Genomic DNA, 25,374 nt, shown 5'->3' with positions numbered 1-25,374 from the left:
CACCTCGGCCTCGTGCCATCTGTCCCATGAATATGCTCCGCCCGGCCTGTGTACTGGCGCTGATGGCGCTGACGGCCTGCTCCCACACCTGGGTCGACACCAAATACCAACAACCCGATCGCTTCGCGACGTGGGTCGACGCCACGCCGAGTCCGTACAAGTTGTTGCCGGGTGACGACATTTCCGTCGTGTTGCCTTTCAACATCGAACTCAACTACAAGGGCCGTGTGGCCCCTGACGGCACGGTCGCCATGCCGTTCGCGGGCAATCTGCCTGCGGCGGGCCAGACGCTCGCGCAGTTCGGCGATACGGTCAACCGGGCGCTCGCGAACAACCACATGACGGCCAACGCGATGGCGATGGTCGCCGTCACGCAAACCGCTGCGCACGTCTTCGTCGGCGGTGAAGTCGGCAAGCCGGGTGAACTCGCACTCACGCCGGGCATGAGCGTGATGCAGGCGATCATTACCGCGCAAGGCTTGCTCGATACCGCACGTACCGGCGAAGTCGTGCTGATTCGCCGCAGCCCGGACGGTCGTCCGATGTTGCGCACCGTCGATATCAAGACACTCACGCAGCAAGGCGATCCGGCGCAAGACATCGTTCTGCAATCGAACGACACTATCTTTGTGCCGAAGTCGTCCATCGCCGAAGTGGATCTGTGGGTCGACCAGTACATCAACAAGGCACTGCCGTTCAACAAGAACGTCAACTACGACATCAACGGCGCTCGCAGCTTCTGATCGCCTGAGCTCAGCCGTCGCACGATGTTCGCGACGGCTGATGTCGTCGTTCGTGATGCAAACCCGTCAAGTCTACTTATCGATTTCAACCGCTTCGTGACAGCTGCGCAGCCCTCTCTCGAAATGAAGCCCGCCACCTCCGGTGCGATCGCCGGGACGACCGACGATCTGCCTGACGTCTTCTCGGGTGGCTTGCCGCGCACGTTCGTCGTCGGCATTCTCGTGGCGCTGCTCCCGCTGTTCGGCCAGACGTTCCACTACATCACGGCGCTGTACCCGCTGTGGGCGCTCTCCAAAGCGTTCCCGATTCTGACGCTGCCGCTCGTGCTGCGGCTCGGCAGTCAGCCGCGTTTTCCGATCACGCGGCAGGTATTGCTGAGCTTCGCGTGGCTCGTGTTGGTGCCGAGCTTCGCGGCGGTGATTTACTTCCACGAAGGCTTTTTCACCAGCGTGACGGCGCAGGTGAAGTTGTTGCCGATTCTGTATTTCTTTTCCTTTCTCGCGCTGCTGCTCATGCTCAAGCCCACGCTGCATGAGCTGGGACGCAGTTTCCTGATTCTCGGCGTGGTCATCGTCGGTGCGCTGATTCTCATGTGGCTGCTGGTGCCGGCAAGCTGGTACAAGGAAACCTACGTTTTCGGACAAGCGCCGTTCTTCACGAACGACAGTCGCGGGCATCGCATCCGGATGTCGATGTATTTCCCGTTCATTCTGTTGTTTTTCTGCTATCGCCGCGCGTTCTTCGAGCGCAACGTGGGCTACCTGATCAGCGTGCTGATCGGTCTGGCGGTGGCGCTGCTGATCGTGAAATCGCGTGCACTCGCCATCGGCATCATGGGTGTGCTCGTCATCAACACGTTCGTGTGGGCGCGCCCACGTGCGCGCATCGGGCTGATGCTCGTGGCTCCGATTGTGCTGGTGGGCGTGTTCTCGATGGGGTATCTCGCGACCATCTTCAGCGCCAACGCGGAAACCGGTTTCGATACGCGCCGTATCTCGGCGCTGCTGGCGACACGCTTTCTCGGCAACGATTCGCTGCGCTGGCTCTTCGGCGTAGGCACGATCAGTCCGGCGAGCGGCGACACGCTGACCACTTATTTCCACCACTTCTTCTTCCTGGCCGACATCACGTGGCTCGGGATCGTGTTCGAGTACGGCCTGATCGGCGCGTTCGTCATTCTGTGTTTCCAGCTGCGCGGACTGTTCTTCTATCGACGCTTGCGCGCGGAAGTCGAGGACGATTTCCTCGGCGCGCTGTACGACTATCTGGTCTTCGTGCTGCTGGTGTCCTTCTTCTACCCGCCAACGCTCGCCCCGGGTGAGACCGCCGTGATTCTGGCGATCTTCGTCTACGTGTGGCGTGTGGGTGGCTTCGACCGTCGTGCCGTTCCCCGGAGTCTCCATGCGCGTGTTGCCGCGCCGTAGTGCGTCTTCCCAGTCATCCTCGCTTTCCCGCGTCATTCCCCGTCTGATTCAGCTTGCGGCCGCGGGCGTGATGCTGTCGTCCGCCGCGTGCACCCAAGCCACGCCCGGCGGACCGCTGCCCGTAGAGATCGCCGTGGATGCGGCGGCCAACCGACATCCGATCAGTCCGCTGATCTATGGCATCAACTTCGGTACGACGGCGATGTTGCAGGATCTGCGCGCGCCGCTGAACCGTTCGGGCGGCAACAGTGCGTCGGCGTACAACTGGCGGCTCGACGCACGTAACGCCGGTCGCGACTGGTATTACGAGAGCCTGCCCGTCAATCCGGCGGATATCAACGATCAGTTCGGCGACCGCTTCGTCGCGTTGACGCAGGCCGCCGGGGCACAGCCGATCATCACCATCTCCATGCTCGGCCGTGTGGCTACGCTCTCGCGCTCGCGCGACCGGCTGGCCAGCTTCTCCATCGCCAAGTACGGCCCGCAGCAGAACCACGACGTGGACGGCATGACCGACGCGGGCAACGGCATTCTGCGCGACGGCACACCCGTCAAGAACGATCCGGACGACGCCACCGTGCCCGACGATCCCGCAAGCCAGCAAGCCCGTGTGACGGCATTGGTGCAGCAGTTCGGCCCGGCGCGCGCGGGCGGTGTGAAGTACTACGCGATGGATAACGAGCCGAGTCTGTGGCAGTTGATCCACAACAACTCGCATCCGACGGGTGCGCACGCTAGCGAGATCGCCGCCAAGGTGATCGCATATTCGCGTGCGGTGAAGACGGCAGACCCTGGCGCCAAGGTGCTCGCGCCGGAAGAGTGGGGCTGGAACGGCTATCTCTACAGTGGCTTCGATCAGCAGTACTCGGTCACGCACGGCTACGCGCAGGCACCGGACCGTCAGGGCGAGACGGGCGGCGTGCCGTACATTCCGTGGCTGCTCACGCAATGGAAGAAAGCCGGTCGTCCGGTCGACATCTTTAGCCTGCACTTTTACCCGCAGAGCAAAGAGTACGAGGAACCGGCCGACGGCAACTCGACCGAGATTGCGCTCATGCGTAACCGGTCGACGCGCAATCTGTGGGATCCGAATTACAAGGATCCGACCTGGATCAACAGTGTGGTCGCGCTGATTCCGATGATGCGTCAGTGGGTGGATACGTATTACTACCCCGGCACACCCATCGCGCTCACCGAATATAACTGGGGCGCGGACACTCGCATGAACGGGGCGACGGCGCAAGCCGACATCCTCGGTATCTTTGGACGTGAGAAGCTGGACATGGCGACGCGCTGGGGCACGCTCGATCCGTCGATGCCGGTGTACAAGGCGATCAAGCTGTATCGCAATTACGACGGCCACGGCGGCGAATTCGGCTCGACCAGCGTGTCGGCCACCGTCCCCGATCCCGATACGGTGTCGGCGTTCGCGGCCGTGCGTCCGAAGGACGGCGCGCTGACCGTCGTCGTCATCAACAAGCAACTCGACCGCGCGGCACAGGCCAACGTCTCGCTTGCCAATTTCGCTGCGTCGGGCACGGGTGAAGTCTGGCAACTGGCGGATAACAAATTGACGCGCCAGCCGGACCTCACCTATTCCGGTAGCGCGTTGCGCGCTGATCTGCCGCCGCAGAGCGTTCTGCTGTTTGTGCTTCGCAAAGCTGTGAACTGAGATGTCAGACACGCCAAACAGGTCCGCACCGTCTGTGAAATCCGGCGCTTCGATGCTGCGCGGCAGTGTGATCAGCCTCGGGGTGCGGCTGCTGGATTTGCCGAGCCGCTACGGCTTTCACCTGCTGATTGCGGCGGCGCTGGGCGTTGTCGAGACCGGTAACTTCTACATCGTCTTCAGCACAATGGTCGCGCTCGCAGGCTTCGGGCGTCTCGGCATGGATCAGGCGCTCACGCGTCAGTTGGCGATGGACATCGCATCGGGTGAGTCCGCCGCTGTGCGGCCGACGATCCGTCGCGCACTCACGCATGTGTTTATCGCGTCGGCCGCCGTCTCGGTGTTGCTCGCTGGCGGGGCTGCGCTTTTTGCCAACGACATCCTGAAGAAGCCGGAGCTTGTCGTGCCACTCATGCTGGGCGCGTTGTCGTTTATTCCGCAGAACATGGGCGCGGCGGTGGCGGGTGCGCTCGCGGGATTGCAACGCGTGGGCTTCAGCCAGATGATCTACTCGTGGCTGTGGCCTGCGGTCTTCTGCGTGGCGGCGATTCCGCTGGTGGCGACGGGCAAGCTTACGGTCGTCAACACGCTGATCCTCACAGCCGCAAGCTTCACGGTGGCAGCGTTGGTGGGCGCGGTGCTGCTTCGCCGTTTCCTGCGTGAAGTACCTGCGGGTGCGCCGCATGGCGCGATTCCCGGCTTGCTCAAACCCGGTCTGTCGCTCTTCTCGCTCGAACTCACCAAGTTGCTGATTACGTCGGCACCGGCCATTGTGTTGGGGATTGTGGCGTCGTCGCGCGAGACGGGTTTGTTCGCGTTGGCGTGGCGTCTGGCGCTGGTCGTCAACATTCTGATCAGCGGCGTGACCGGCATGGCCGCGCCGCGATTTGCGAGTCTTTACGCGCGTCAGGATCTGCCGGGGCTCGAGCGCAGTGCGGCGCAGGCCATCGGGCTGGTGTTGTGTCTGGCGCTGCCGGTCACGCTCGGCATGCTCGTCATTCCGCAGTTCCTGCTGGGGCTGTTCGGTCACGGGTTCGACGATGGCGCGAGCAGCTTGCGCGTGCTCGCACTTGGTCAGATCGCCGCCGCCTGCTTCACCGCGATGCCGGAATTGCTCGGCATGACGGCGCACACACGCGCGCTGATGCGCATCAACGTGGTGTCGGTCGTGGTGCTGCTCGTGGGGCTGGCGGCGTTCACGCCGATGGGCGGCAGTGTCGGTGCGTCGGTCGCGGCGTCGCTGGCGATTGCCGTGAACGGTGCCGCTGCCGCGTGGGCCGCACGCCGGTTGCTCGGCGTGTCGCCATTCGCGATGCTTTGGCGTTGGACGGCGGGGCGACTGTCGCGTCGTTGATTTGACGGACCGTTGCGGCCCCGCTGTATCGTAGCGACCGTGTCTTACCGGTCGCGCACTGCTTCCGCCAGAACCGCGTCGCGCCAGGGCGTCCACGACAAATCGAACGTCTTTTCCGCGCGGCTGCCGTCCAGCACGATGTCCTGCTGCCACAGACGCGCGAGCGACGGCGGCAACGGCGCAGGCAATCCCTTCACACCGATCTTTCGTCCCGCGATCTCGGCGATCTTGAGTGCCGGGGCGACGAGCTTCGTTTCGATCTTCAGACGCCGTCCGCCGATGCGCTTCACAGGCGTTGCGCCCAGCGCTATCGCGTAAGCGGTGAAGTACTCGTTCCAGCGCGGCGAGCCGGTCATGGCGAGGTTGTAGGCGTGACCGCCGGCTGCCGGGTTGCGCAGTGCGTTCAGCGCGACCTTCACAACATCGTCCACGTGCACGAGGTTGCTATGCGCGTCGCCTGCGGCACCAAGGTCGCCGAGGCGGCCTGCGCGCAGCAGTTCGGCGATGCGTGCGGACCATTGCGGACTGCCGCCGCCGTACACACATCCCGGACGCAACAACGTCACCGTCGGCAGACCGGTCAACGCCTGCTCGGCTTCCACTTTGGCCATGCCGTAGGGACTCGCGCCGGCGAGTGCAGTGGATTCGTCGACATGACCTTCGGCAACGCCGTACACGGCCATCGAGCTGAAGTAGACGACAGGCAGCGGCGTGCTGCGTGCGTCCAGTGCCTGACGCAACGCGCGGGCATTCGCCACGATCGCTTCCGGCGACCCGGCGACGCAGTTCACCAGACCGTCGACGTCGGCGAGGGCTTCGCCCAGCGAGGCGGCAGACAACGCGTCGACCACGCGCATGCCTGTGCCCGGACGGCGCGATGCAGCGACGGGCTCTGCCCAGTCGCTGGCGGCGAGTGCGGCCACGATGTGACGGCCGATGAACCCGGTCGCGCCGGTAACAAGAATGCGAGCTTTCATAGGGCTGACGGGATCAGATAGCGGTGGAAGATGTCGAGGTGACGGGAACGGGCAGGGCGGTCACATTCGCCTGCCGCTGCAAATGGTCTGCGAGTCGCAGCGCGAGCGCCACGATGCTCAGCGTGGGATTGGCCTGACCCGACGTCGGGAAGACCGCTGCGCCCGCGATAAATACGTTGTCGGCCTCGTGCAAACGGCCATTGGCATCGACCACGCTCGTGCGCGGATCGTCGCCCATGCGGGCGGTGCCGATGTGATGGCCGCCGTAAGCGCCGTAGCGTGTCATCTCGGCTTCGACTTCGGCGGGATCGTAGGAGAAGCTGCCGACGCCGGTGCGTGCGATCTCCTGCGCGAGCGCGGCCAGCGAGCGCGTGACGGTCTCGACGTCCTGTCGCGTGTAGCGCCAGTCGATGTGAATGCGTCGCATGCCCAGCGCATCCCGCTCTTTGCCGACCATAACGCGGCTGTCTTCACAGGGCGCTTGCTCGGCGTGGAAGTCGAGACTGAAGCGCAGATTGGCCGGACGCACGATCACCGACGGGAATTTGCGCGTGGCGAGCGTGCGGTGTGTCAGCCAGTGCGTGAGGAAGCGCACGGTGTTGGGCGCATCCGCGATGACGTTGCGCGCGTGAGCCAGCCAGTTGCCTGCGCCGCCCGGCGCGTCGCCGTACAAACGCTTCGCATATTCGTACGGCACGATAGGCCGTGCGAGATAGAGGGCCGACAGAATGCCGTTGCCGTGCCCCGCGTCCGGAATGCGCGGGTGATGCAGACGGGCGATGAAGTTGCCTGCGTGGAGGTTGTGCTGCGCCTGTGGGCGCAACGCGAGACGCCGACGGCAATAAATGCCTTCGTCGGAGACGTCGTAGCCGTGCCACACGGTACTGGCCCCCGACAGATCGAGCGTGCCGATGGTCCCGGCGATGTGGCTCATGTAGTAGCGGCCGACGACATCGTGTGCGTTCCCCAGTCCGTTGCCGCTGACGCCGGGACTGTTCAACAACAGACGCGGCACCTCCAGCCCGCCCGTCGCCAGCACATACGCGCGGGCCGCCACCGTGAAGGCTTTTCCGTCGAGCGTCTTCACTTGCGCGGGACCGACGAGGCGCGTTGCGTGACTCGTCTGAGGCAGATGACAGAGATTGGCGTGCTGCACTACGCGCACGCGACCTTTGGCGAGACGGTTGCGGTAACGTGCACCGAAGTCCGTCGGACAACTAAACCTTTCGAGTGTGTTCGTCGAGAAGACATCGCTCTCGAAGTTGCCGATCATCGGGCGCGAGGGATGGTCGGCGCGCGGAAACGCCTGCTCGGCGGTATATGCGAACTCGCCCGCTTCGCATAGCGCGTTGGCTTGTCCGTACCACGGCATCAGCGCGTCGAGGCCGATGGGCCAGCCGCTGTGCGGCATGTAGTCGCGCGCTTCGAAGTCGATGGCGTCGAGCGGCATGCAGCGTCCGCCCCACAGCGTGGTCGAGCCGCCGAAGCGGCGCACGCGATAGCTATCGGCAGGCGGATGCAGGCGTGCATCCGCGACGGTGCCCGTGTAAAGCTGTTGCACGGCGGGCTCGGGGGCGTCGCCGCCACTCTCGAGCAGGATCACGTCGAGGCCGCTGGCTTCGAGCGCTAGCGCGAGCGTGATGCCCGCCGCGCCTGCGCCTGCGATGCACAAGTCGGCTTGCAGTTCGGTACCGGCAGGAATGTCGTTGGCGTCGAGGATCATCGTGTGTTCAAAATACGCGACGTGTTGTGAAAAGTGTCACTGACGTGCGCGAAGTGCGCTGCTACTATCGTGCCTGCTCTCGAATGCGTGCGGACGTCGCACGTCAAAAAAGCAGGGATACCAGGGGTACGAAACGTCATGAGCCGCGACACCGATCTGCAAGCTGCACCGGCATCTTCCGTACGCGAAGTCTTCGAGCCTAACGTCGCACTGTTCGGTCTGAACATTGCCGCCGTATCGTTCGAGACCGCCGTCGAGGTGCTCACGCAAACCGCCATGCTTCGCGATGGCCGCTCGCGCATCGTCGTCACGCCAAACGTCGACCACATCGTGCGTCTCGACACGCAGCCGGAATTCAAGCGCGAATATCGCAACGCCGACTTTCTCTTTGCCGACGGCATGCCCATCATCTGGGCGAGCCGCTTGTTCGGCAAACCGCTGCCGGGTCGCGTGACCGGCGCCGACCTGCTGCCTGCGCTGTGCGACAACGCACGTGCGTCGGGCCGTAAAGCTGTCTTCGTCGGCGGACGTCCCGGACAGGAAGCCCAACTGACGGAAGGCTTGTCGCGACGTTTTCCCGGACTCGACTTTACGCTGCTGATTCCGTCGATGACGTTCGATCCGACCGGCGCCGAAGGCCAGGACATCGCACAGCGCGTTCGTGCCCTCGCGCCCGATCTCATCTTCGTCTGCCTCGGTATGCCGAAGCAGGAACGCTGGGCGATGGCGTACGCCGACACGATGCCCGGCGGTCTGATGCTCTGCGTCGGGGCTGCTATCGAATTCGCTGCGGGCATGCAAAAGCGTGCGCCGAAATGGATGCAGCGCACCGGTTCGGAATGGATGTATCGCATCTTGCAAAACCCCGGCCGTATGTGGCGTCGCTATCTCGTCGACGATCGCCGTTTCATCGGCATCTGCTGGCGTCAGTGGCGCGAACTCGGACGCAAGTAACCTGAACCGGGCAACGCGCCCGTTCGACTCAGACAGCCTCAGACAGCCTCAGACAGCATTACGTCCCGTCACCATGACGGGAATCGTCTTGAGCAGAATCTTGATGTCGAGCCACAACGACCAATGCGTGATGTAGTAACGGTCGTATTCCACGCGCCGCTGCATCTTGTCCGGTGTATCGGTTTCTCCGCGCAGACCATTGATCTGCGCCCATCCCGTGATCCCCGGTTTGACGCTGTGACGCAGCATGTAGCCGGGAATCACGCGCCGGTACATTTCGTTATGTTCTTCCGCGTGCGGACGCGGCCCCACGAGACTCATCGAACCGGCGAGCACGTCGAAGAGCTGCGGCAATTCGTCGAGCGACGTGCGGCGCAAATGCTTGCCGATTGCGGTAATGCGACTGTCGCCTGCATGCGCCTGACGCAGTCCGCCCGTGGCTGCTGCTGCGGCATCTTCGGGCTGCAACACGCGCATCGAACGGAATTTGTGAATGACGATCGGCTCGCCACGTTCGCCGTAGCGACGCTGACGGAAGAGGATCGGGCCGGGTGAGTCGAGTCGTACCGCGATGGCCACGGCCACCATCACCGGGCTGAGCAGCAAGATGATCACCGATGCGCCGAGCAGATCGATGCCGCGTTTGATCATGCGCAGCAGACCCTGCACGGTCACGTCGTGCAGCGCCAGCAGCGGCACGCCTGCGATGTCGGTGCTCGACATCGGCAAATCGCCGGGAAAGTTGAACTCCGGCAGCAAGTAGATGGCCGCCGTCGAATCGTACAGACGGTTGACGATCTCGCTGGTGAGCTCTTTGTTGTCCTGCTGGCCGATGGCGATGAAGACGATCTCGTACTCGTTGGCCTGAATGCGCGCGGCGGCGTCGGCGTAACGGCCGAGATAGGGCGGGAGGACTTCGCCGTCGTCCGGCGTGATCGGTGCTTCGCTGTAATAGCCCGCGACCTGAATGCCGAGAATCGGCGAGCGTTGCAGACGCAGATTCAGCTTGCGTGCTTCGGGCCCGAGTCCGAAGAAGGCCGCGCGGCGCTGATTGCCGGGGGCGTTGTTGATGCTGTGCGCCATGCCGCGCAGCACGGCAAGACCGATCATTTGCAGCGGCAGCGCGAGGAGCAGCCACTGGGCCACCATCATGCGCACGTCTTCGCTGCTCTCGTACGTCAGGAACAACAACACGATGGCGGTGACCAGCACGCGGCACCAGCGCATGGCACCGCGTCCGAGCATCCACCCGAGATTGCGGGCGCTGGCGAGCAGATGAAAGCGCGCGAAGACGATAAACGCTGCTGCGCCCAACGTGCAGACGAGCGTCAGTCCGTAAGGGGTATAGGGGTCGTGTCCGTTCAGTCGCAGGACGGTGAAAAAGGCGCCTGCATTGAGCACTGCGCTAAAGCCGCCGACCATCGCCATGAAGAGCCGATGGTGGTAAGTCGTCTGAGTCGACATGACGAAATTCGAAGGGTAGCGGTAACTGACGGACTCGACAAAGATCCGGAACGGCGGGGGCCCTCCGATGGTCGCACCGATTGCGCGCGTATCTTAGCAGGTCAAATTCGCTTTGCGTGTGACGTGCGAAGCCCGTGCGATGACGCGCACTAACCGTCAATTATGGGAGGCCGCCGTCCCCCGGGCGTCCCCCGTCTCCTTGAATGTCAGGCATGAAAACAACAACGCCCGCCGGGCGCAAACCCGGCGGGCGTTGTTGTTTTGCTGCGAATGTCGCTTAGTACGGGTACACCGTATCGTTCGACACTGCGGCGCGCTGGCCTTGCTGCACGCGCAGCGGCGGCGCTTGCGTGACGGTCGCGACACGGCCGTCGTCCAGACGCACGGTGATGCGATACAGCACGTTCGGCTCGCCCATGCTGTTCTCGATGCGGTTGCCTGCGATGCCGCCGATGGCCGCACCGGCAATGGTCGTGGCGGTGCGTCCGCGTCCGCCACCCATCGTGTTGCCGAGCAGACCGCCGGCCGCAGCACCCAGCACCGTGCCGAGAATGTTCGGGCTGTTGTTAGGACCGTTCAGTTGCTCGATGGACTGCACCGTGCCGTAAAGCGCACCTTGTTGTTGCGGAGGTTGTTGGTACCCCTGTTGATAGCCCGGCTGTTGGTAGCCTTGCTGATATCCCTGCTGGTAGCCCTGTTGCTGATAGCCATATTGCGGGCCCGGAGCCACGCAACCGGCGAGCATGACGGCGGCCAGTGCCGCGCTGATTCCCGTAAGTGCTTTGATCTTCATTTTTCGTCCTCGTGAGCGTGAGGTATTGATGTTTGCTAGGGGCATGTGACTGCCCGGTAGTGCCCGGTAGTGCGCATCTGCTACGACCACGATGCGGAATGTAGGGTTCCGCGGACCTTTTTGCTGTAAGAAAAGGTAAGCGACTGTAAAGACTGTGCATCCGCATGGAAGCGGCGTGGCGAGCGGGTTTGCCGCTGCATCAACGCCAACGCGCGACGATTCGAAGTGTTCCTCGATCATATTCCCATCTGGCGAGACGTGGTGTCATGCTCTGCAAACGCTTAACTCATGAGTGGGAATCGCTCGAGATTTGGGATGGTTGCGTGGTTTTTTGGCGTTAAATGAGCAAATTATGATGTGTGGAGCGGGAATCGTCTAAGCATATAACGAGAAAACACTTGGGTCGCCTCGGTACCAAGCGGTAACATCGCGACCTTTGGCATTCCGCTTTCTCTGGTTCAGTCTCATGTCAGTCGACGTTTCCCTGTCTTCCGCCGCGCCTGCGCAGGCGAGTTCCACAGCATCTTCCGCCGCGCGTGTCGGTGCCCCGGCCGTTATCCGTTCCGCAGCCGATGTCGCGCAACTCGTCAACGAGGGCGGCGCGCGCGTCTCCAACGCACGCTGGATCGTGGCGATCGCCCTCGGCGGTGTCTTCCTCGACGCCTACGATCTCGGTGCGCTCGCCTTCGGGTTGAAGGACGTTGCCCGCGAATTTCAACTGACGCCCGCTGGCACAGGCATGGTGGCGTCGGCCATTACGTTTGGGGCCATCGTCGGTGCGTTCCTCGGTGGGTACTTCACCGACCGGATCGGCCGTTACCGTGTGTTCATGGCCGACATGCTGTGCTTTGTCATCGCCGCCATCGCCTGCGCGCTGGCACCGAACGAGTACGTACTCGCCGGAGCGCGCTTCGTGATGGGGCTGGGCGTCGGCATCGACTTGCCCGTCGCCATGGCTTTCCTGGCGGAGTTCTCGAAACTCAAGGGACGTGGCAACAAGGCGGCGCGGGTGGCGATGTGGTGTCCCACCTGGTACGCGGCGATTTGCGGATCGTATTTGCTGGTGCTGCTGTGCTACTCGGTGTTGCCCGCGTCGCATAGCGCACTGCTGTGGCGGATCATCCTCGGCTTCGGTGCGATTCCTGCGCTGGCCATCATTGCCGTGCGTAGCCGCTATATGAGTGAGTCGCCGGTGTGGGCTGCCAATCAGGGTGACCTCGAAGGCGCGGCGAAGATTCTCAAGCGCTCATACGGGATCGATGCTGTCGTGGCGAAGGATGCGGAGCGTGTCGCGCAGAAGCGTCCGGCCGCGTGGAGCAACTACGGCAAGCTGCTCAAGGGTGTGTACCTGCGCCGTACGACGCTTGCGACCATCATCGCGGTGGCTTCGTCGTTCGCGTATAACGCGGTGGCGTTCGGGCTGCCGGTGATCATCGCCAGCTTCCTCGCGCAGTCGATGCTCACCACGATTCTGATGTCGCTCGCGCTGAACTTGTTGTTCGCGTTCACGGGCGGTTTGCTGGGCGTGCGTCTGGTGCCGAAGGTAGGGGCGTGGAAGCTGACAGTGGTGGGTTATGCATTCCAGTTGACGGCCCTCGTGGGTCTGGCGCTTGTCGGCAAGCCGGGCAATGGCGGTGAAGTGGCATGGGCGCTCGGTTTCCTCGCGCTGTTCCTGCTCGGGCAGGGCTTCGGCCCGGGGGCGCATTCGATGACGTTCGCGTCGCTGAGCTACCCGACGTCGCTGCGTGGTGTAGGCGTGGGCTTCAACCAGACGTTGATGCGCGCCAGCTCGACCGCCTCGCTGTTCCTGTTCCCGGTGCTGGCGGCCGCACTGGCCACCAAGGTGTTCTGGGTGATCGCCATCGCCCCGGCCATCGGGTTGCTGGCGTTGCTGGCGATTCGCTGGGAGCCGTCGAACTACGACGTCGACGCAGAAGATTTCTGAGCGCTGACGGTTTAGCGCGACGAACGGAACGCCACGCTAGCGCAAAGGCTAGCGTGGCGTTTTTCTTTGTCGTCGACAAAAAAAGCGGCGCTTCGCGTGAAGCGCCGTGCCCCTGATTCGCTGTCGGCGTTAATTCTGAGGTGCGTCTGAAACGCGCCTGACGCGCGGGAGCGGGTCGATCCGGCTTGCGCTTTAACTTGGGCGCGACGGCGAGGTGCCGACCAGGGCCGCGCCGCCGCCCATGATGTAGTTCTCCAACTGATCGATGGTGAACTGCTGTTCGGTAATGATGGCCTTGACCAGATCGCCGATGGACAGCAGGCCGACCAGCTCGCCGTCCTTCATGACAGGCAGGTGACGGATGCGATGCTGCGTCATCAGCGTCATGCACTCTTCGTTGGTCTGTTCGGGGCTGACGTAGCGCACGGCGGAGGTCATCACGTCGCGCACGGGCGTGTTGACGGAGGTTCGTCCCATCAGCGCGACTTTGCGGGCGTAATCGCGCTCGGTGAAGATGCCTACGATGGCGCGGTCGTCCTCGCTGACCAGTACTGCCCCGATGCGGGCTTCGGCCATCAGGGTCAGGGCATCGAGTACCGAATCGGACGGCCGCACTTTATATACCGTGTCGACCGATTTGGATTTCAGGATCTGAGCGACTGTTTTCATGGTCATTCTCCTGCGGGCTACGGGTACTTACAGCATAGTTGAGTGCGCGCTGCGCGTCACATCCGCGTTGACCCCGAGGGAAATCCGGCTGCTGGCGGGCCTCATTGGTGCATTGCGCCACAATTAGGCGACAAAAGCGTTCAAATGGGCCTGTGTGCGCCATTTTTTCCACACGGGCGACGGAGAAAGGCGTATCCTTGCGGGATCGGCGAAAATTCGCCGATCATCGCCTGACGATCGCGAAATGCTTTATCGGCGCCGCTGACAGCCATGTCCTGCGAGCCGGATCACTCGCTGTGCCGATGACGCAGACCGAACCGGTCTTCGCCCTCCCGACACGCACTGCTCGTCTTTGTGGCACTGCCGCAATGTGCCTTGTTCCTTCGAACCATCGCCGCTTTCGGTGCACCGTTTGCCTTCATGGCCGGTCGACCGGGTAGGCTCCTTTTGGCGTTCGATGTGCACCCCCGCTAGTTTTCAGGGTGCGGGGACGGTATTGGCGAACGAACTTACAGTAACACCGGTGCTGCGCCCCTCGCGAGCGGCACCCTCAAGAGGACACGATATTGGCCAAGGAAGAACTGATCGAATTCAGCGGACACGTTTCGGATGTGCTGCCGGATAATCGCTTTCGCGTCACGCTCGAGAACGGCGTGGAAGTGGTGGCATATGCGAGCGGCCGCATGCAGAAAAACCGCATCCGTATTCTCGCGGGTGACCGCGTGACGCTGGAAATGTCGCCCTATGACCTGAGCAAGGGCCGCATTAACTACCGTCACAAGAATTAAGTCAGCGACGACGTCTGGCTTTTGCGCGCCAGTCTTTGCCCATCGCGGGCATAGCCGTGGCGCGCATAGAAGCGATGTGCGGCGACCCGATGGTCGCTGCTCGTCACTTCGAATTTCTCGCATCCTTGCTCGTTGAACCACGCGTGAGCGGCCGCCATCAGCGCGTGCCCGACGCCCGAGCCTCTCGCATTCTCCTCCACCACCAGCGCCGTAATGCGCCCCAGACGCCCCGCCAGATGAAACATGGTGAGTGCGTGCAATCCGATACATCCCACAATCTGTGCGTTCTCGTCCACGGCGACGAAGGCCGCGTCATCGCCCTCCGCATTCGATAGCGCGATATTGCGACGAACGATGTCGAGCGGTGTCTCGTAGCCCAACTGCGCGAGCAGTGCGACGATGCGGGGTGCGTCTTCGTCGATAGCGCGACGGGTGCTGGGCGTAGGCGTTGGCATCGGGGTCGGTATCGGGGGGGGGGGCAGGATCGGAACGGACAAGCGCTTGCGCGCGAATCTCAGATCAAAGTTGTTCGAACCGATCGAAACGACGGCCCGTGTACTCCACTTCGCTTTCGAACTCCATGACGCGCGCGCCGGGCGGTCCGCGCCGCATCCATTCGAGCATCTTGTCGACCTGATCGGGTGTGCCCTGCACCACGGCGAGAATGTCGCCCTCGGGCAGTGCTTGCACCCATCCGCGAACGCCGATCAGATGCCCCTCGCGCACGGCCGCATGACGGTACCCCACACTCTGAATCTTGCCGCGCAGGCGCACAGCTACGGTTTCCAGCGAAGCACTGCCGGATGAAAGAGATTTCATCGCATTAAATCCAGTTAAACCTTGCCCGGCACGAGCCGGATGCGCGTGATTTCCGATGGTGCACCGAATCGCTTCGGCGGTCCCCAATAGCCCGTTCCCCGGCTCACATAGATTGCGAGACGGTCAAGACGGTGCAGCCCATGCACGAACGGCTGTTGCAGCGGCACGAAGTACATCCACGGCCAGAATTGTCCGCCGTGCGTGTGTCCGGAGAGTTGCAGGTCGAAACCGGCTTCCTGCGCGGCGGGGGCGCTGCGCGGTTGATGCGCGAGCAGCACGCGCGGCACGCCGTCGGGTGCGCCGTCGATGGCCGCCTGCGGATCGCTACGTTTTTCCGGATCGAACTGATGCGCGGTGAAGTCTGTCACGCCGGCGACCGTCAGCGATGCCCCCTCGTGGTCGAGCACCACATGCTCGTTTTCGAGAACGGTCAGACCGATGCGTCGCAATTCCGCGACCCACGCCGGGGCACCTGAGTAGTACTCATGGTTGCCGGTGCAGACGTAGGTGCCGTGGCGGGAGGTCAGTTGGCCGAGCGGCGCGATATGGTCGCGAAGCGCGGGCACGCCGCCGTCCACCAGATCGCCGGTGATCGCGACGAGATCCGGCTTGAGCGCGTTCGATGCCTCGACGATCGCTTCGATATAGCCGCGTCGAATCGTCGAACTCACGTGAATGTCGCTCAACTGGACAATGGTGAAGCCCTTGAGCTCGGACGGAAGGTTGGCAATCGGAACGTCGACGTCGACCACACGGGCGAGGCGTCGTGCGTTGTAGAAGCCCAGCACCGTCGACACCGCCGTCAGTATCAGCACGATGACCGCCGAACGGGTGACGAGCTGGGCGTCGAGCGCCGAGAAGGCCATCGCGACCCCGAGCACCACGTCGCGCAGCAGCGTGAACACGAAGAGCGAGGAGAAGACCCCGATCGCCGTCATTCCGGTCCACGTCAGCAACGTGGCGAGCGGTTCCTTCTGGATAGCGCGGCTCATCAGACCGAGCGGAATCAGCACGGTCGAGACGGCGAGCCACAACCCGCCCAGCACCTTCCAGCCAATGGCCACGGGCAACGGTGTCAGCAGACGCCAGCCGATGTACGCGTGCAGCAGCGCGATGATGGCGAGCATCAACCAGCGCGGACGTGCGGGGAGTGTGCGTTTCGACGGCTTGCTGTGCGTGTGACTCGCGCCGGGCGGCGCGTCTGACGTCTGGGAAGCCTGTGAGGATTGGGACATAGCGTTGTCGGATCGAAATTCGGGGGCGGACTTTGGCCGTTATGCGGGCGTGAGGCCCGATTGCAAGGGGCGGACACTCAATTCAGAGCCTCGGCACGATTTCCGCCGCGCCGGGTCACGCCTTCGTTGCCGGGTACTTCTGCGCGTTCAGGACAAGTTTGTCGGCGACCGCGCGATTCAGGTCGATACCAAGCACCATCGTCAGACGCACCAGATACATCGTGATGTCGGCCAGTTCCTGTTCGACATGCCGCGCTTCACTCGATTGCATGACGGCGTTGGCCTGCGCCTCGGTGTGCCACTGGAAGATCTCGACGAGTTCAGCCACTTCGACCGACAGTGCCATCGCAAGGTTCTTGGGCGAATGGTACTGATGCCAGTCGCGGGCATCGGCGAAGGCTTGTAGCTCGGCCCGCAGCCCCGTGGTGTCGATGAGGCGGCCGACGGGGCTCACAGGGGTATCGGCAGCATTCGCGGTGTCGGTTTTCTGAGCGTCGGACATGAGATTCGAGAGGCGAAAGTGGGTTATGGTAGCGCGTTGCTGCAAGATTCGCCGCGTAGCACGTTCATCGCTTTCGAGCGCCTTCGACCGCTCACCGTAGCTGCCTCCGTCCTTGAATCGCGCCATCTCCGCTGCCCCTGACACGGGATCGTCTGCTGCCAATGGGCACAATCACGACGCCCGCGACGCAAAGCCCATCACGCCGTATCGCGTCACGCTCATGCCCTCAAGCTGGCAGTTCGACGTGCCGGTCGACATGCCGATCTTGCTCGCAGCACAGGCAGCGGGCATCAAGCTGCCGAGTCTGTGTCGCAACGGTACGTGTCGTGCTTGTTTGTGTCAGGCGCAGACCGGTGGCATGAGTGCACCGGTGACGTACCGGATCGAGTGGCCGGGTCTGTCGCGCGACGAGAAGCTGCAGGGCTGGCTGCTGCCGTGCTGCGCGTACGCGTGCGCCGACCTGGTGATCGACGCGCCCGATGCTGTGCGTGCCGCGCTTTGATAAACTTGCCGCTATCTGGCGCTCGTCTGTGAGCCGTCATAACCGTTTCAGGATCAGGAAAGCCGAATGGCACAGTACGTATTCAGCATGAACCGCGTGGGCAAGATCGTGCCGCCCAAGCGTCACATCCTCAAGGACATCTCCCTGTCGTTCTTCCCTGGCGCCAAGATCGGCGTGCTGGGCCTGAACGGTTCGGGCAAATCGACGCTGCTCAAGATCATGGCTGGCGTCGACAAGGAGATCGAGGGTGAAGCGATCCCGATGGCCAACCTGAACATCGGTTATCTGCCGCAGGAGCCGCAACTCGACCCCGAGCAGACCGTGCGCGAAGCCGTCGAAGGCGGCATGGGCGAGATCATGGAAGCCCGCACGAAGCTCGACGAAATCTACGCCGCGTACGCCGAGCCGGACGCCGACTTCGACGCGCTGGCCGCTGAGCAGGCCAAGTACGAAGCGATCCTCGCCGCGAGCGATGGCAACAACATCGAGCAAACGCTGGAAGTTGCTGCCGACGCGCTGCGTCTGCCCGCATGGGATGCCAAGATCGGCGTGCTCTCCGGTGGTGAGAAGCGTCGTGTCGCGCTGGCCCGTCTGCTGCTCTCCAAGCCGGACATGCTCCTGCTCGACGAACCGACCAATCACCTGGACGCCGAATCCGTCGACTGGCTCGAACAGTTCCTCACGCGTTTCCCGGGCACGGTCGTCGCCGTCACCCACGATCGCTACTTCCTCGACAACGCGGCCGAGTGGATTCTCGAACTCGACCGGGGTCACGGCATTCCCTGGAAGGGCAACTACAGCTCCTGGCTCGATCAGAAGGAGCAACGCCTGAAGCAGGAAGAGTCGAGCGAATCGGCACGTCAGAAGGCGCTCAAGAAGGAACTGGAGTGGGTGCGTCAGAACCCGAAGGGCCGTCAGGCGAAGTCGAAGGCGCGTCTTGCCCGTTTCGACGAGCTGAATAGCCAGGAATACCAGAAGCGCAACGAAACCCAGGAAATCTTCATCCCGGTGGGTGAGCGTCTGGGTAACGAGGTCGTGGAGTTCAAGAACGTGTCGAAGGCTTTCGGCGACCGTCTGCTGATCGACGATCTGAGCTTCCAGGTGCCGCCGGGCGCCATCGTCGGCATCATCGGCCCGAACGGCGCCGGTAAGTCGACTTTCTTCAAGATGCTCACGGGTCGCGAGCAGCCGGACAGCGGCGAGATCAAGGTCGGTCCGACGGTCAAGATGGCTTACGTCGACCAGAGCCGCGATGCGCTGGACGGCACGAAGACCGTGTTCGAAGAGATTTCGGGCGGCGCTGACGTGCTGACGGTAGGCAAGTACGAAACGCCGTCGCGCGCCTACATCGGCCGCTTTAACTTCAAGGGCTCGGACCAGCAGAAGCAGGTCGGTTCGCTCTCCGGTGGTGAGCGTGGCCGTCTGCACATGGCCAAGACGCTGATCTCCGGCGGCAATGTGCTGCTGCTCGATGAACCGTCGAACGATCTGGACGTCGAAACCCTGCGTGCACTCGAGGACGCGCTGCTCGAGTTCGCCGGTTGTGTGATGGTCATCTCGCACGATCGCTGGTTCCTCGACCGTATCGCCACGCATATTCTGGCCTTCGAAGGCGACTCGCATGTCGAGTTCTTCCCGGGCAACTATCAGGAGTACGAGGCCGACAAGAAGAAGCGCCTCGGCGAGGAGGCAGCAAAACCGAAGCGAATCCGCTACAAGCCGATCGCGCGGTAATGCAGGAAAAGGCGCCGCAAGGCGCCTTTTCTGTTTGTGCGGCGGCTGGACCTGCCCATCGATGCGGGGACGTCCGCCATCAGCCAGTGTTCGACGAACCATGCGCACGCATCGCGTTGCATGGTCCGCCATTTTGACGAATCAGGAGTGTGCAAATGAGCCAGTCGGTGAATCAGTTGAATGGGAAAGTCGCGGTGGTGACGGGGGCTGCCAGCGGCATCGGGAAAGAGATTGCGCTGACGCTGGCGCGAGCCGGTGCGGCCATCGCGATTGCGGATCTGAACCAGCAGGGCGCAGACGCCGTGGTCGAAGAAATCAAGGCAGCCGGTGGCCGCGCCATCGGGGTGGCGATGGACGTCACCAACGAGGAGGCGGTGAATAGTGGCATCGACAAGGTCGTGGAAACGTTCGGTTCCGTGGACATCCTGATCTCGAACGCGGGCATTCAGATCGTCAATCCGATCGAGAACTACGCGTTTTCCGACTGGAAGAAGATGCAGGCGATTCACGTCGACGGCGCGTTTCTGACGACCAAGGCGGCGCTCAAGCACATGTACAAGGACGACCGCGGTGGCATCGTCATTTACATGGGTTCGGTGCACTCACATGAGGCGTCGCCGCTGAAGTCGGCGTACGTGGCGGCCAAGCATGCTTTGCTCGGCCTCGCCCGCGTGCTGGCCAAGGAAGGCGCGAAGCATAACGTGCGCTCGCACGTCATCTGCCCGGGCTTCGTGCGCACGCCGCTCGTCGACAAGCAGATTCCCGAGCAGGCCAAGGAGCTTGGCATTTCGGAAGACGAAGTCATCAAGAAGGTGATGCTGGGCGGCACGGTCGACGGTGTGTTCACCACAGTCGACGACGTTGCGCAGACGGCACTGTTCCTCGCGACGTTCCCGAGCGCGGCGTTCACCGGACAGTCGTTCGTCGTGAGCCACGGCTGGTTCATGCAGTAAGTGCACGAGGCAGTTCGCCGTCCCGGCAGCGACTTTGTCGGGACGGTGTTCATCATCAGACAGCAAGCATCAGGAGAACGGTCATGACGGCCAATCCGCCCAAAGTCCCCAAACGCGCCATCGATCTACCGCCGTACGAGACGGTGGCGCTCGTTTTGCAGGGGGGCGGTGCGTTAGGGGCCTATCAGGCGGGTGTGTACGCCGGTCTGTACGAGTCGGGTATCGAACCGAACTGGATCGCTGGGATTTCCATCGGTGCGCTGAACACGGCAATCATTGCGGGCAATGCGCCGGAGCGCCGCGTCGAGCAACTCGAAGCGTTCTGGCGGACGATTTGCGAGCCCGCCGTCTTTCCACCGCTCCCCGCACCGTTCGAAGCCGCCATCCTCAACGGCCCGGAGTCGGGGCGCATCGCTTACAGCGCCTGGCAGGCGTGGCGCGCGATGGCGGAGGGCCAGAAGGGCTTTTTCACGCCGCGCTGGCCGCAGCCATTGCCCACGGCCATGGGCGACCCGGCGCATGCGAGTTATTACGATACGTCTGCGTTGCGCGGAACGTTGGAGCGGTTCGCCGATTTCGACCGGATCAATGCGCGCGAGATTCGTGTGTCGGTCGGCGCGGTCAATGTGCATACCGGCAACTTCGTGTATTTCGACAACACGCGCGAGACGTTGCGGGCGGAGCACTTCATGGCGTCGGGCGCGTTGCCGCCGGGATTCCCTGCCGTGGAGATCGACGGGCAGTATTTCTGGGATGGCGGCCTCGTGTCGAACACGCCGCTCTCGGAGGTGCTGGGCACGTCGCCGCGCCGGGACACGCTCGCGTTTCAGGTCGATCTGTGGAGTGCGCGGGGGCCGTTGCCCGATAATCTGAACGACGTCGCGGGACGGCAGAAGGACATCCAGTTCTCAAGCCGTACTCGTCTGGTGACGGACAACTTGCAGCGTGCCCAGCACTATCGACGCGTGTTGCGCGAGGTGCTCGATCGTGTGCCTGCGGATGTGCGTGCGCGTGATCCGTGGTGTCATGCGGCGCAGGAGATTGCGTGCAGCAAGCGCTACAACGTCGTGCAGCTGATTTATCGCAACAAGGAATACGAGGGGCACTACAAGGACTATCAATTCGGGCTGTCCACGATGCTCGATCACTGGGCCAGCGGTCTCGACGACGTTCGCCGCACACTGGCGCATCCCGACTGGCTAGCGATGCCGGATGATGCCCGAGGCTTCGTCACGCACGATATCCATCGTCATGAAGTGATTTGAGGAAGTGTTCCGACAAAGGAAGTCTTGGGAGTGCACCGAAAAACAAAAAACCCGCGCGAGCGGGTTTTTTGTGCGATTCGGATGACCCCACGCGGGTGAGGCCAAATACATACCTAGCGTCATCACCAGTATGGAAGCTGGGAGAGGAAGTTTAGGGCAGCGGCGAAAGTATACTCGTTTTCCTCATCGTTCAACGACACGAGGTCCGGGGTACGGCAGGTAATGGAATGGAGTGAACTGGAGGACTGCTTTTCGTCGCCTAGGTTGCGAAGGCCTCCGCGAGCTGCAAATTGTGAGTGGATGGCTCAATCCGAAACTTCGAGACTGGCTCAAGCCCATGGATCGCTTTGCTCAAACGTGGCAGCGTTGGGAGCGAGCGCAGGCGGAATTCGATTTGTAAGCTCGGTCTCGCTGGCAATTCGACGCTATGCAACGTGCATACCACCCCTGCGGCGTGCCCCCCGACACGCCGCAGGGCCCTGCACCGGCGCTCGCGAATCCGCCGGTTTTACTTCAGTACTTACATCCCGCGCTTGCCGCTTCCTCACCCTTGAACGGCCTTGTTGCCGCGACTCATTGCGCCAACGCTGTCTCCAGACGCATCTTGAGCGGCTGAAGATCGAGCAGCATCGCTGTGCGCGCAGCACCGTCCGCCGTCGGGAGTTCCACCGCCTCACGCATGTCGTTGCGCATCTCGTGGGTCGCGCGTCCGAGCAGCATGGCGGGGACGGGCAACTTGTCCGCTTCGTCCAACGTGACGATGTTCTCGATGGCGTCGACCAGCAGCCCGAACTTGTCCTTGCCGTGTTCGATGACCAGAATCTTGCGCGCCTGCGCATCGTCCTGCATCGGCATGCCGTAAAGCGCTCGCAGATCGACGATGGTCACCAGTTCGCGCCGCAAATTGAGCATGCCACGCACGAACGACGGTGCCCCCGGTGCAGGCATCACATCCGGCGAATCGTGAATGATCTCGCGCAACTGGTCGAGACGCACCGCGAGCATGTGCTGCAAACGGAACGACACATACGCGTGACGTGTTCCGCGCGACGATTTCGCGCCGCGCCAAGTCGCCTCACCCGCTTTTGCCCGTTGCGCCGGGTCCGTCTCGCGATACAACTCGCGATGCCCGCGTGTGAGTTCGAGTACCTGCGAATGCGTGAAGAGTTCGTCGGCGTTGAGCAGCACGATGTCGTTCGACGTGACGGTCGCACCTCCCGCGTCCACCGGCTCGCGCGGAATGCATCCTGCGAAGAGCTGCGCGTGTGATGCGCTGAACGACGGCATCGCCAGCAACTCGTCAGCGTAATAGGTGACGATGCTGTCCACTGCGTCGACCAGCAAACCGAAGTGCACGTCTTCCTGTTTGACGATCAGAATGCGCCTCGGGTCGGACGCCGTCCCTGCAATCTCCGGCGCCGGACGGCTCGCCTGCAACCCCAGAAAATGCGCGAAATCGATGACGGGCACGACCGTGCCGCGCAGGTTCAGCATGCCGACGCAGAAGACACTCGCCAGCGCCGAGTTCTGCAAATCGGGGATGCGGATGATCTCGCGGATCGCGCTCATCGGCAGCGCCAGACGCGAGTGCTCGACGGTGAACGACACGCATTGCAGCCGTTGCCGCTGCTGGCGGCGCTGCGGCGCGCTGAGCGCCTGACGCGCGAGCAATTGCGGCATGTTCTCGATGTGGACGAGCGCACCGGGTGCGAGGATCTGCAAAATGCGGTCGCCGCCATCGAGCTTGATGGCACCGGACACCACCTGCGGCGCAACGTGCGACGGGTCGTATTCGAATGCCGTTCGTTGCGACGCCCGCACACGCAGAATCTCACTCGTACTATCGAACAACAGTCCGACGCGAATGCCTTCCACATCCACGATGGCGATCTTCTCCGTCACCGGCGTGGCATTGCGGGACCCGGCGCCCGCGACGTTCGTTGCGCCAGCAATCGCCAGCAACGGCTTCAGATCGACGATGGGAATGAGCGTGCCGCGCAGGTTGAACAACCCGAGCAGAAAGGCGGGCGAAAGTGGCACAGGCGTAATGCGCTCGGGGAAATTCACGACCTCCTGCAACGCCGCAATCGGCAACGCAAATTCGACGTCGCCCAGATGAAACGAGCCGAACACCTCGATGTCGTCCGCAGTTGCAACGCGTACTTTTGCTGGCGTCGTCAGCGTGACTTCGGTAGACGCCAGCGATGGCGACGCCACGTCTACTAGCGCGCCGTCGGCACACGGCTCAGGCAAGTCATGCGTATCCGATGAGGAGGATGGTAAAAGCTCCGCATCGCGCATGTATGTCGTCACGCCCGGCATCGGTCCGTAGCCGCATCCATAGCCCTTAACGCCCTGATAACCCTGGTAAGGCGATACCGTTGGCGGCAAAACGGTCGTGCCCGCGACGGCGTCGCGCTGGAGAAACGGAAATCCCGGTGTCCGTGCATTCATGAATCACGTCCCACGAGTTTGAGAGCAGGGCGTCGCGGCATGGCGGCACCCCCGTTCGAGCCAATGGTGCGCACGTGAAACGCGTGACGCGCGCAGTCGATCAACAGTTGCCGTCCGACTTCCCCGCCAACTTCGACGTGGACGATCGGTATGCCCGTCTCGGCGATCAGCGCCTGCGCCATCTTGGCGTTCGCCACGCCGATCAGACCATGCTTGGCCGGTGGCTGGTGCGGCATCATGTTGCCGCCACCGGCGATCACCGCTTCGATCTCGCTACGGCGTGCGCCGTCCGCCTTCATCAGCGCGAGCAACGACGGCACCGCCTGTGTGACGTACTTCGCACCGATGGCCAGCGTCGGATTCGGCGCTTCCGGAAGCAGGCAGTGTGCGAGGCCGTAGAGCCCGCGCGAGCGCCACATCAGCCCGATGCCGACGCACGAACCGAGGGTGGCCCGCAGCACGTCTTCACCGCGCCCGATGCGCACCTCGCCCATCAACACCTGAATGTCATGCGACGGCCCCATTCGACGCCCCCTGATTGCGGTAAATGAGCGGTTGCTCAAATTGATAGCCGGTGGACAGTCGCGAGAGCGACTCCGATTCGCCGACGATCAGCACGCCTTCGGGGGTAAGCGTGCGTCGTACGTTCTCCAACACCCGTTCCTGATCGCCCGTCTCGAAATAGATCAGCACATTGCGCAGCATGACGAGGTCGAACGCCTCGCGACGCGCCAGGCGCTGGTAAAGGTTGTGCTCGCCAAACGTGATGTGTGCACGCAACTCGGGCGCGACCGTGAACCCGCCTGCGCTCGGACGGAAGTACTTCGCGAGCATGGCCGGACGCTGTTGCTTCAGCCCGTCGATACTGCGACCGCCGTAGTTACCCGCCATTGCGACGGCCAGCACCTGACTCGAAATGTCGGTCGCGTGGATCTGATACTGGAAGCCCGGGTGACGCGCCCGAAATTCCTCGCAGATCATCGCGGCGGAATACGACTCTTCACCGGAGGAAGCGGCGGCCGACCACATGTGGAAGGCGCGTCCCGGATTGGCGGCATGCCAGCGTGGCAGGTAGTGCTGAGCGAAGTAATCCCACACGCGCGGGGTGCGAAAGAACGTGGTTTCGTTCGTCGTGACGAGATTCACGAAGTTGCGAATCTCGTCCGGCGTGTTCTCCAGCAGCGCGAGATAGTCGCGATAGCAGCGCAGCGAGAGCGTGCGCAGGCGCGGGCGCAAACGGCCCTGCAACATCGTCCACTTCTTCTCGTTCATCGAGATGCCGGTATGCCGGTGAACAGCACGCAGAAGCGCTTGCTGGGTGACGGCGTCGGCGTCGGCTTCGATTTCCATATCGGGCCCTCTTGGCGGACGTGGGTTCCAATGCGGCCAGTCGGTTGGCCGTCACC

At 62.8% G+C, this 25,374-nt stretch carries 23 protein-coding genes; 11 read left to right on the top strand and 12 right to left on the bottom strand.

Going from position 1 to position 25,374, the window contains the following annotated elements; all coding sequences use genetic code 11:
* The first annotated feature begins 26 nt into the window (after positions 1-26).
* From PCO31010_RS22250 to PCO31010_RS22235, 4 genes are all read left to right on the top strand, one after another.
* Complete coding sequence (locus tag PCO31010_RS22250; RefSeq protein WP_150666198.1) at positions 27-743, top strand: polysaccharide biosynthesis/export family protein; 717 nt, start codon at positions 27-29, stop codon at positions 741-743.
* A gap of 123 nt (positions 744-866) precedes the next feature.
* The gene (locus tag PCO31010_RS22245) at positions 867-2,168 is read left to right on the top strand and encodes a hypothetical protein (protein ID WP_150666197.1); all 1,302 of its coding nucleotides are present in this window, start codon (positions 867-869) and stop codon (positions 2,166-2,168) included.
* On the top strand, positions 2,146-3,840 hold the full coding sequence (locus PCO31010_RS22240) for a glycoside hydrolase family 44 protein (protein WP_246184729.1): 1,695 nt from the start codon (positions 2,146-2,148) through the stop codon (positions 3,838-3,840). The genes PCO31010_RS22245 and PCO31010_RS22240 overlap by 23 nt, the downstream gene beginning before the upstream one ends.
* Before the next feature lie 52 nt (positions 3,841-3,892).
* A complete protein-coding gene (locus PCO31010_RS22235) occupies positions 3,893-5,191 on the top strand; it encodes a lipopolysaccharide biosynthesis protein (protein ID WP_150666196.1) in 1,299 nt (432 codons plus the stop codon).
* Between the two features lie 44 nt (positions 5,192-5,235).
* On the opposite strand, the gene PCO31010_RS22230 is transcribed toward PCO31010_RS22235, so the two are convergent.
* Together PCO31010_RS22230 and PCO31010_RS22225 are read right to left on the bottom strand one after the other, a co-directional pair.
* The gene (locus PCO31010_RS22230; protein WP_150666195.1) at positions 5,236-6,168 is read right to left on the bottom strand and encodes an NAD-dependent epimerase/dehydratase family protein; all 933 of its coding nucleotides are present in this window, start codon (positions 6,166-6,168) and stop codon (positions 5,236-5,238) included.
* A gap of 13 nt (positions 6,169-6,181) precedes the next feature.
* Entirely contained in the window at positions 6,182-7,891 is a 1,710-nt protein-coding gene (locus PCO31010_RS22225; RefSeq protein WP_150666194.1) for an FAD-dependent oxidoreductase, read from the bottom strand.
* Between the two features lie 138 nt (positions 7,892-8,029).
* On the opposite strand from PCO31010_RS22225, the gene PCO31010_RS22220 reads away from it, so the two are divergent.
* The gene (locus PCO31010_RS22220) at positions 8,030-8,845 is read left to right on the top strand and encodes a WecB/TagA/CpsF family glycosyltransferase (protein ID WP_150666193.1); all 816 of its coding nucleotides are present in this window, start codon (positions 8,030-8,032) and stop codon (positions 8,843-8,845) included.
* A 48-nt stretch (positions 8,846-8,893) separates the two neighbouring features.
* On the opposite strand, the gene PCO31010_RS22215 is transcribed toward PCO31010_RS22220, so the two are convergent.
* Positions 8,894-10,309, bottom strand: coding sequence for an undecaprenyl-phosphate glucose phosphotransferase (locus tag PCO31010_RS22215; protein WP_246184728.1), 1,416 nt, complete (start codon positions 10,307-10,309; stop codon positions 8,894-8,896).
* Between the two features lie 277 nt (positions 10,310-10,586).
* Positions 10,587-11,102 (bottom strand): glycine zipper 2TM domain-containing protein, encoded by a 516-nt coding sequence (locus PCO31010_RS22210; RefSeq protein WP_150666192.1) that lies wholly within the window; start codon positions 11,100-11,102, stop codon positions 10,587-10,589.
* A 466-nt stretch (positions 11,103-11,568) separates the two neighbouring features.
* Here PCO31010_RS22210 and PCO31010_RS22205 point away from each other — a divergent pair, with 466 nt between their 5' ends.
* The gene (locus PCO31010_RS22205) at positions 11,569-13,047 is read left to right on the top strand and encodes an MFS transporter (RefSeq protein WP_150666191.1); all 1,479 of its coding nucleotides are present in this window, start codon (positions 11,569-11,571) and stop codon (positions 13,045-13,047) included.
* Between the two features lie 192 nt (positions 13,048-13,239).
* Here the strand turns inward: PCO31010_RS22205 and PCO31010_RS22200 are convergent, their stop codons facing one another.
* Positions 13,240-13,716 (bottom strand): CBS domain-containing protein, encoded by a 477-nt coding sequence (locus PCO31010_RS22200; protein ID WP_150666190.1) that lies wholly within the window; start codon positions 13,714-13,716, stop codon positions 13,240-13,242.
* 566 nt (positions 13,717-14,282) lie between these two features.
* Here PCO31010_RS22200 and infA point away from each other — a divergent pair.
* Complete coding sequence (infA, locus tag PCO31010_RS22195) at positions 14,283-14,504, top strand: translation initiation factor IF-1 (RefSeq protein ID WP_039393473.1); 222 nt, start codon at positions 14,283-14,285, stop codon at positions 14,502-14,504.
* On the opposite strand, the gene PCO31010_RS22190 is transcribed toward infA, so the two are convergent.
* The 4 genes from PCO31010_RS22190 to PCO31010_RS22175 form a co-directional block, all read right to left on the bottom strand.
* The gene (locus tag PCO31010_RS22190) at positions 14,501-14,959 is read right to left on the bottom strand and encodes a GNAT family N-acetyltransferase (RefSeq protein ID WP_150666189.1); all 459 of its coding nucleotides are present in this window, start codon (positions 14,957-14,959) and stop codon (positions 14,501-14,503) included. The two genes, infA and PCO31010_RS22190, sit on opposite strands and share 4 nt — an antisense overlap.
* A 64-nt stretch (positions 14,960-15,023) precedes the next feature.
* Positions 15,024-15,323: an acylphosphatase gene (locus PCO31010_RS22185; RefSeq protein WP_150666188.1), complete on the bottom strand. Its 300-nt coding sequence runs from the start codon at positions 15,321-15,323 to the stop codon at positions 15,024-15,026.
* 14 nt (positions 15,324-15,337) lie between these two features.
* Positions 15,338-16,450, bottom strand: coding sequence for a metallophosphoesterase (locus PCO31010_RS22180; protein WP_150666296.1), 1,113 nt, complete (start codon positions 16,448-16,450; stop codon positions 15,338-15,340).
* A gap of 223 nt (positions 16,451-16,673) precedes the next feature.
* A complete protein-coding gene (locus PCO31010_RS22175) occupies positions 16,674-17,060 on the bottom strand; it encodes a nucleotide pyrophosphohydrolase (protein ID WP_150666187.1) in 387 nt (128 codons plus the stop codon).
* Between the two features lie 112 nt (positions 17,061-17,172).
* Here PCO31010_RS22175 and PCO31010_RS22170 point away from each other — a divergent pair, with 112 nt between their 5' ends.
* The 4 genes from PCO31010_RS22170 to PCO31010_RS22155 all read left to right on the top strand — a co-directional run bounded on the left by PCO31010_RS22170 (position 17,173) and on the right by PCO31010_RS22155 (position 21,514).
* Positions 17,173-17,562, top strand: coding sequence for a 2Fe-2S iron-sulfur cluster-binding protein (locus PCO31010_RS22170; protein ID WP_343039223.1), 390 nt, complete (start codon positions 17,173-17,175; stop codon positions 17,560-17,562).
* A gap of 66 nt (positions 17,563-17,628) precedes the next feature.
* The gene (ettA, locus tag PCO31010_RS22165; RefSeq protein WP_039393466.1) at positions 17,629-19,296 is read left to right on the top strand and encodes an energy-dependent translational throttle protein EttA; all 1,668 of its coding nucleotides are present in this window, start codon (positions 17,629-17,631) and stop codon (positions 19,294-19,296) included.
* Positions 19,297-19,463: 167 nt separating this feature from the next.
* Positions 19,464-20,249 (top strand): 3-hydroxybutyrate dehydrogenase, encoded by a 786-nt coding sequence (locus tag PCO31010_RS22160; RefSeq protein ID WP_150666294.1) that lies wholly within the window; start codon positions 19,464-19,466, stop codon positions 20,247-20,249.
* A gap of 83 nt (positions 20,250-20,332) precedes the next feature.
* Entirely contained in the window at positions 20,333-21,514 is a 1,182-nt protein-coding gene (locus tag PCO31010_RS22155; RefSeq protein ID WP_150666186.1) for a DUF3734 domain-containing protein, read from the top strand.
* A 573-nt stretch (positions 21,515-22,087) separates the two neighbouring features.
* On the opposite strand, the gene PCO31010_RS22150 is transcribed toward PCO31010_RS22155, so the two are convergent.
* From PCO31010_RS22150 to PCO31010_RS22140, 3 genes are read right to left on the bottom strand one after another with little or no spacing between them, the layout of a single operon-like run.
* A complete protein-coding gene (locus tag PCO31010_RS22150; protein ID WP_150666185.1) occupies positions 22,088-23,968 on the bottom strand; it encodes a chemotaxis protein CheW in 1,881 nt (626 codons plus the stop codon).
* Positions 23,965-24,492, bottom strand: a complete 528-nt coding sequence (locus PCO31010_RS22145) for a chemotaxis protein CheD (protein WP_150666184.1) — start codon at positions 24,490-24,492, stop codon at positions 23,965-23,967. The genes PCO31010_RS22150 and PCO31010_RS22145 overlap by 4 nt, the downstream gene beginning before the upstream one ends.
* Positions 24,476-25,318 (bottom strand): CheR family methyltransferase, encoded by an 843-nt coding sequence (locus tag PCO31010_RS22140; protein WP_150666183.1) that lies wholly within the window; start codon positions 25,316-25,318, stop codon positions 24,476-24,478. The genes PCO31010_RS22145 and PCO31010_RS22140 overlap by 17 nt, the downstream gene beginning before the upstream one ends.
* Positions 25,319-25,374: the final 56 nt, after the last annotated feature.

This window comes from Pandoraea commovens, assembly GCF_902459615.1.
GTDB lineage: Bacteria > Pseudomonadota > Gammaproteobacteria > Burkholderiales > Burkholderiaceae > Pandoraea > Pandoraea commovens.
Note: the sequence above shows the minus strand (reverse complement) of the source record. Positions and strands in the feature narration are given on the sequence as shown.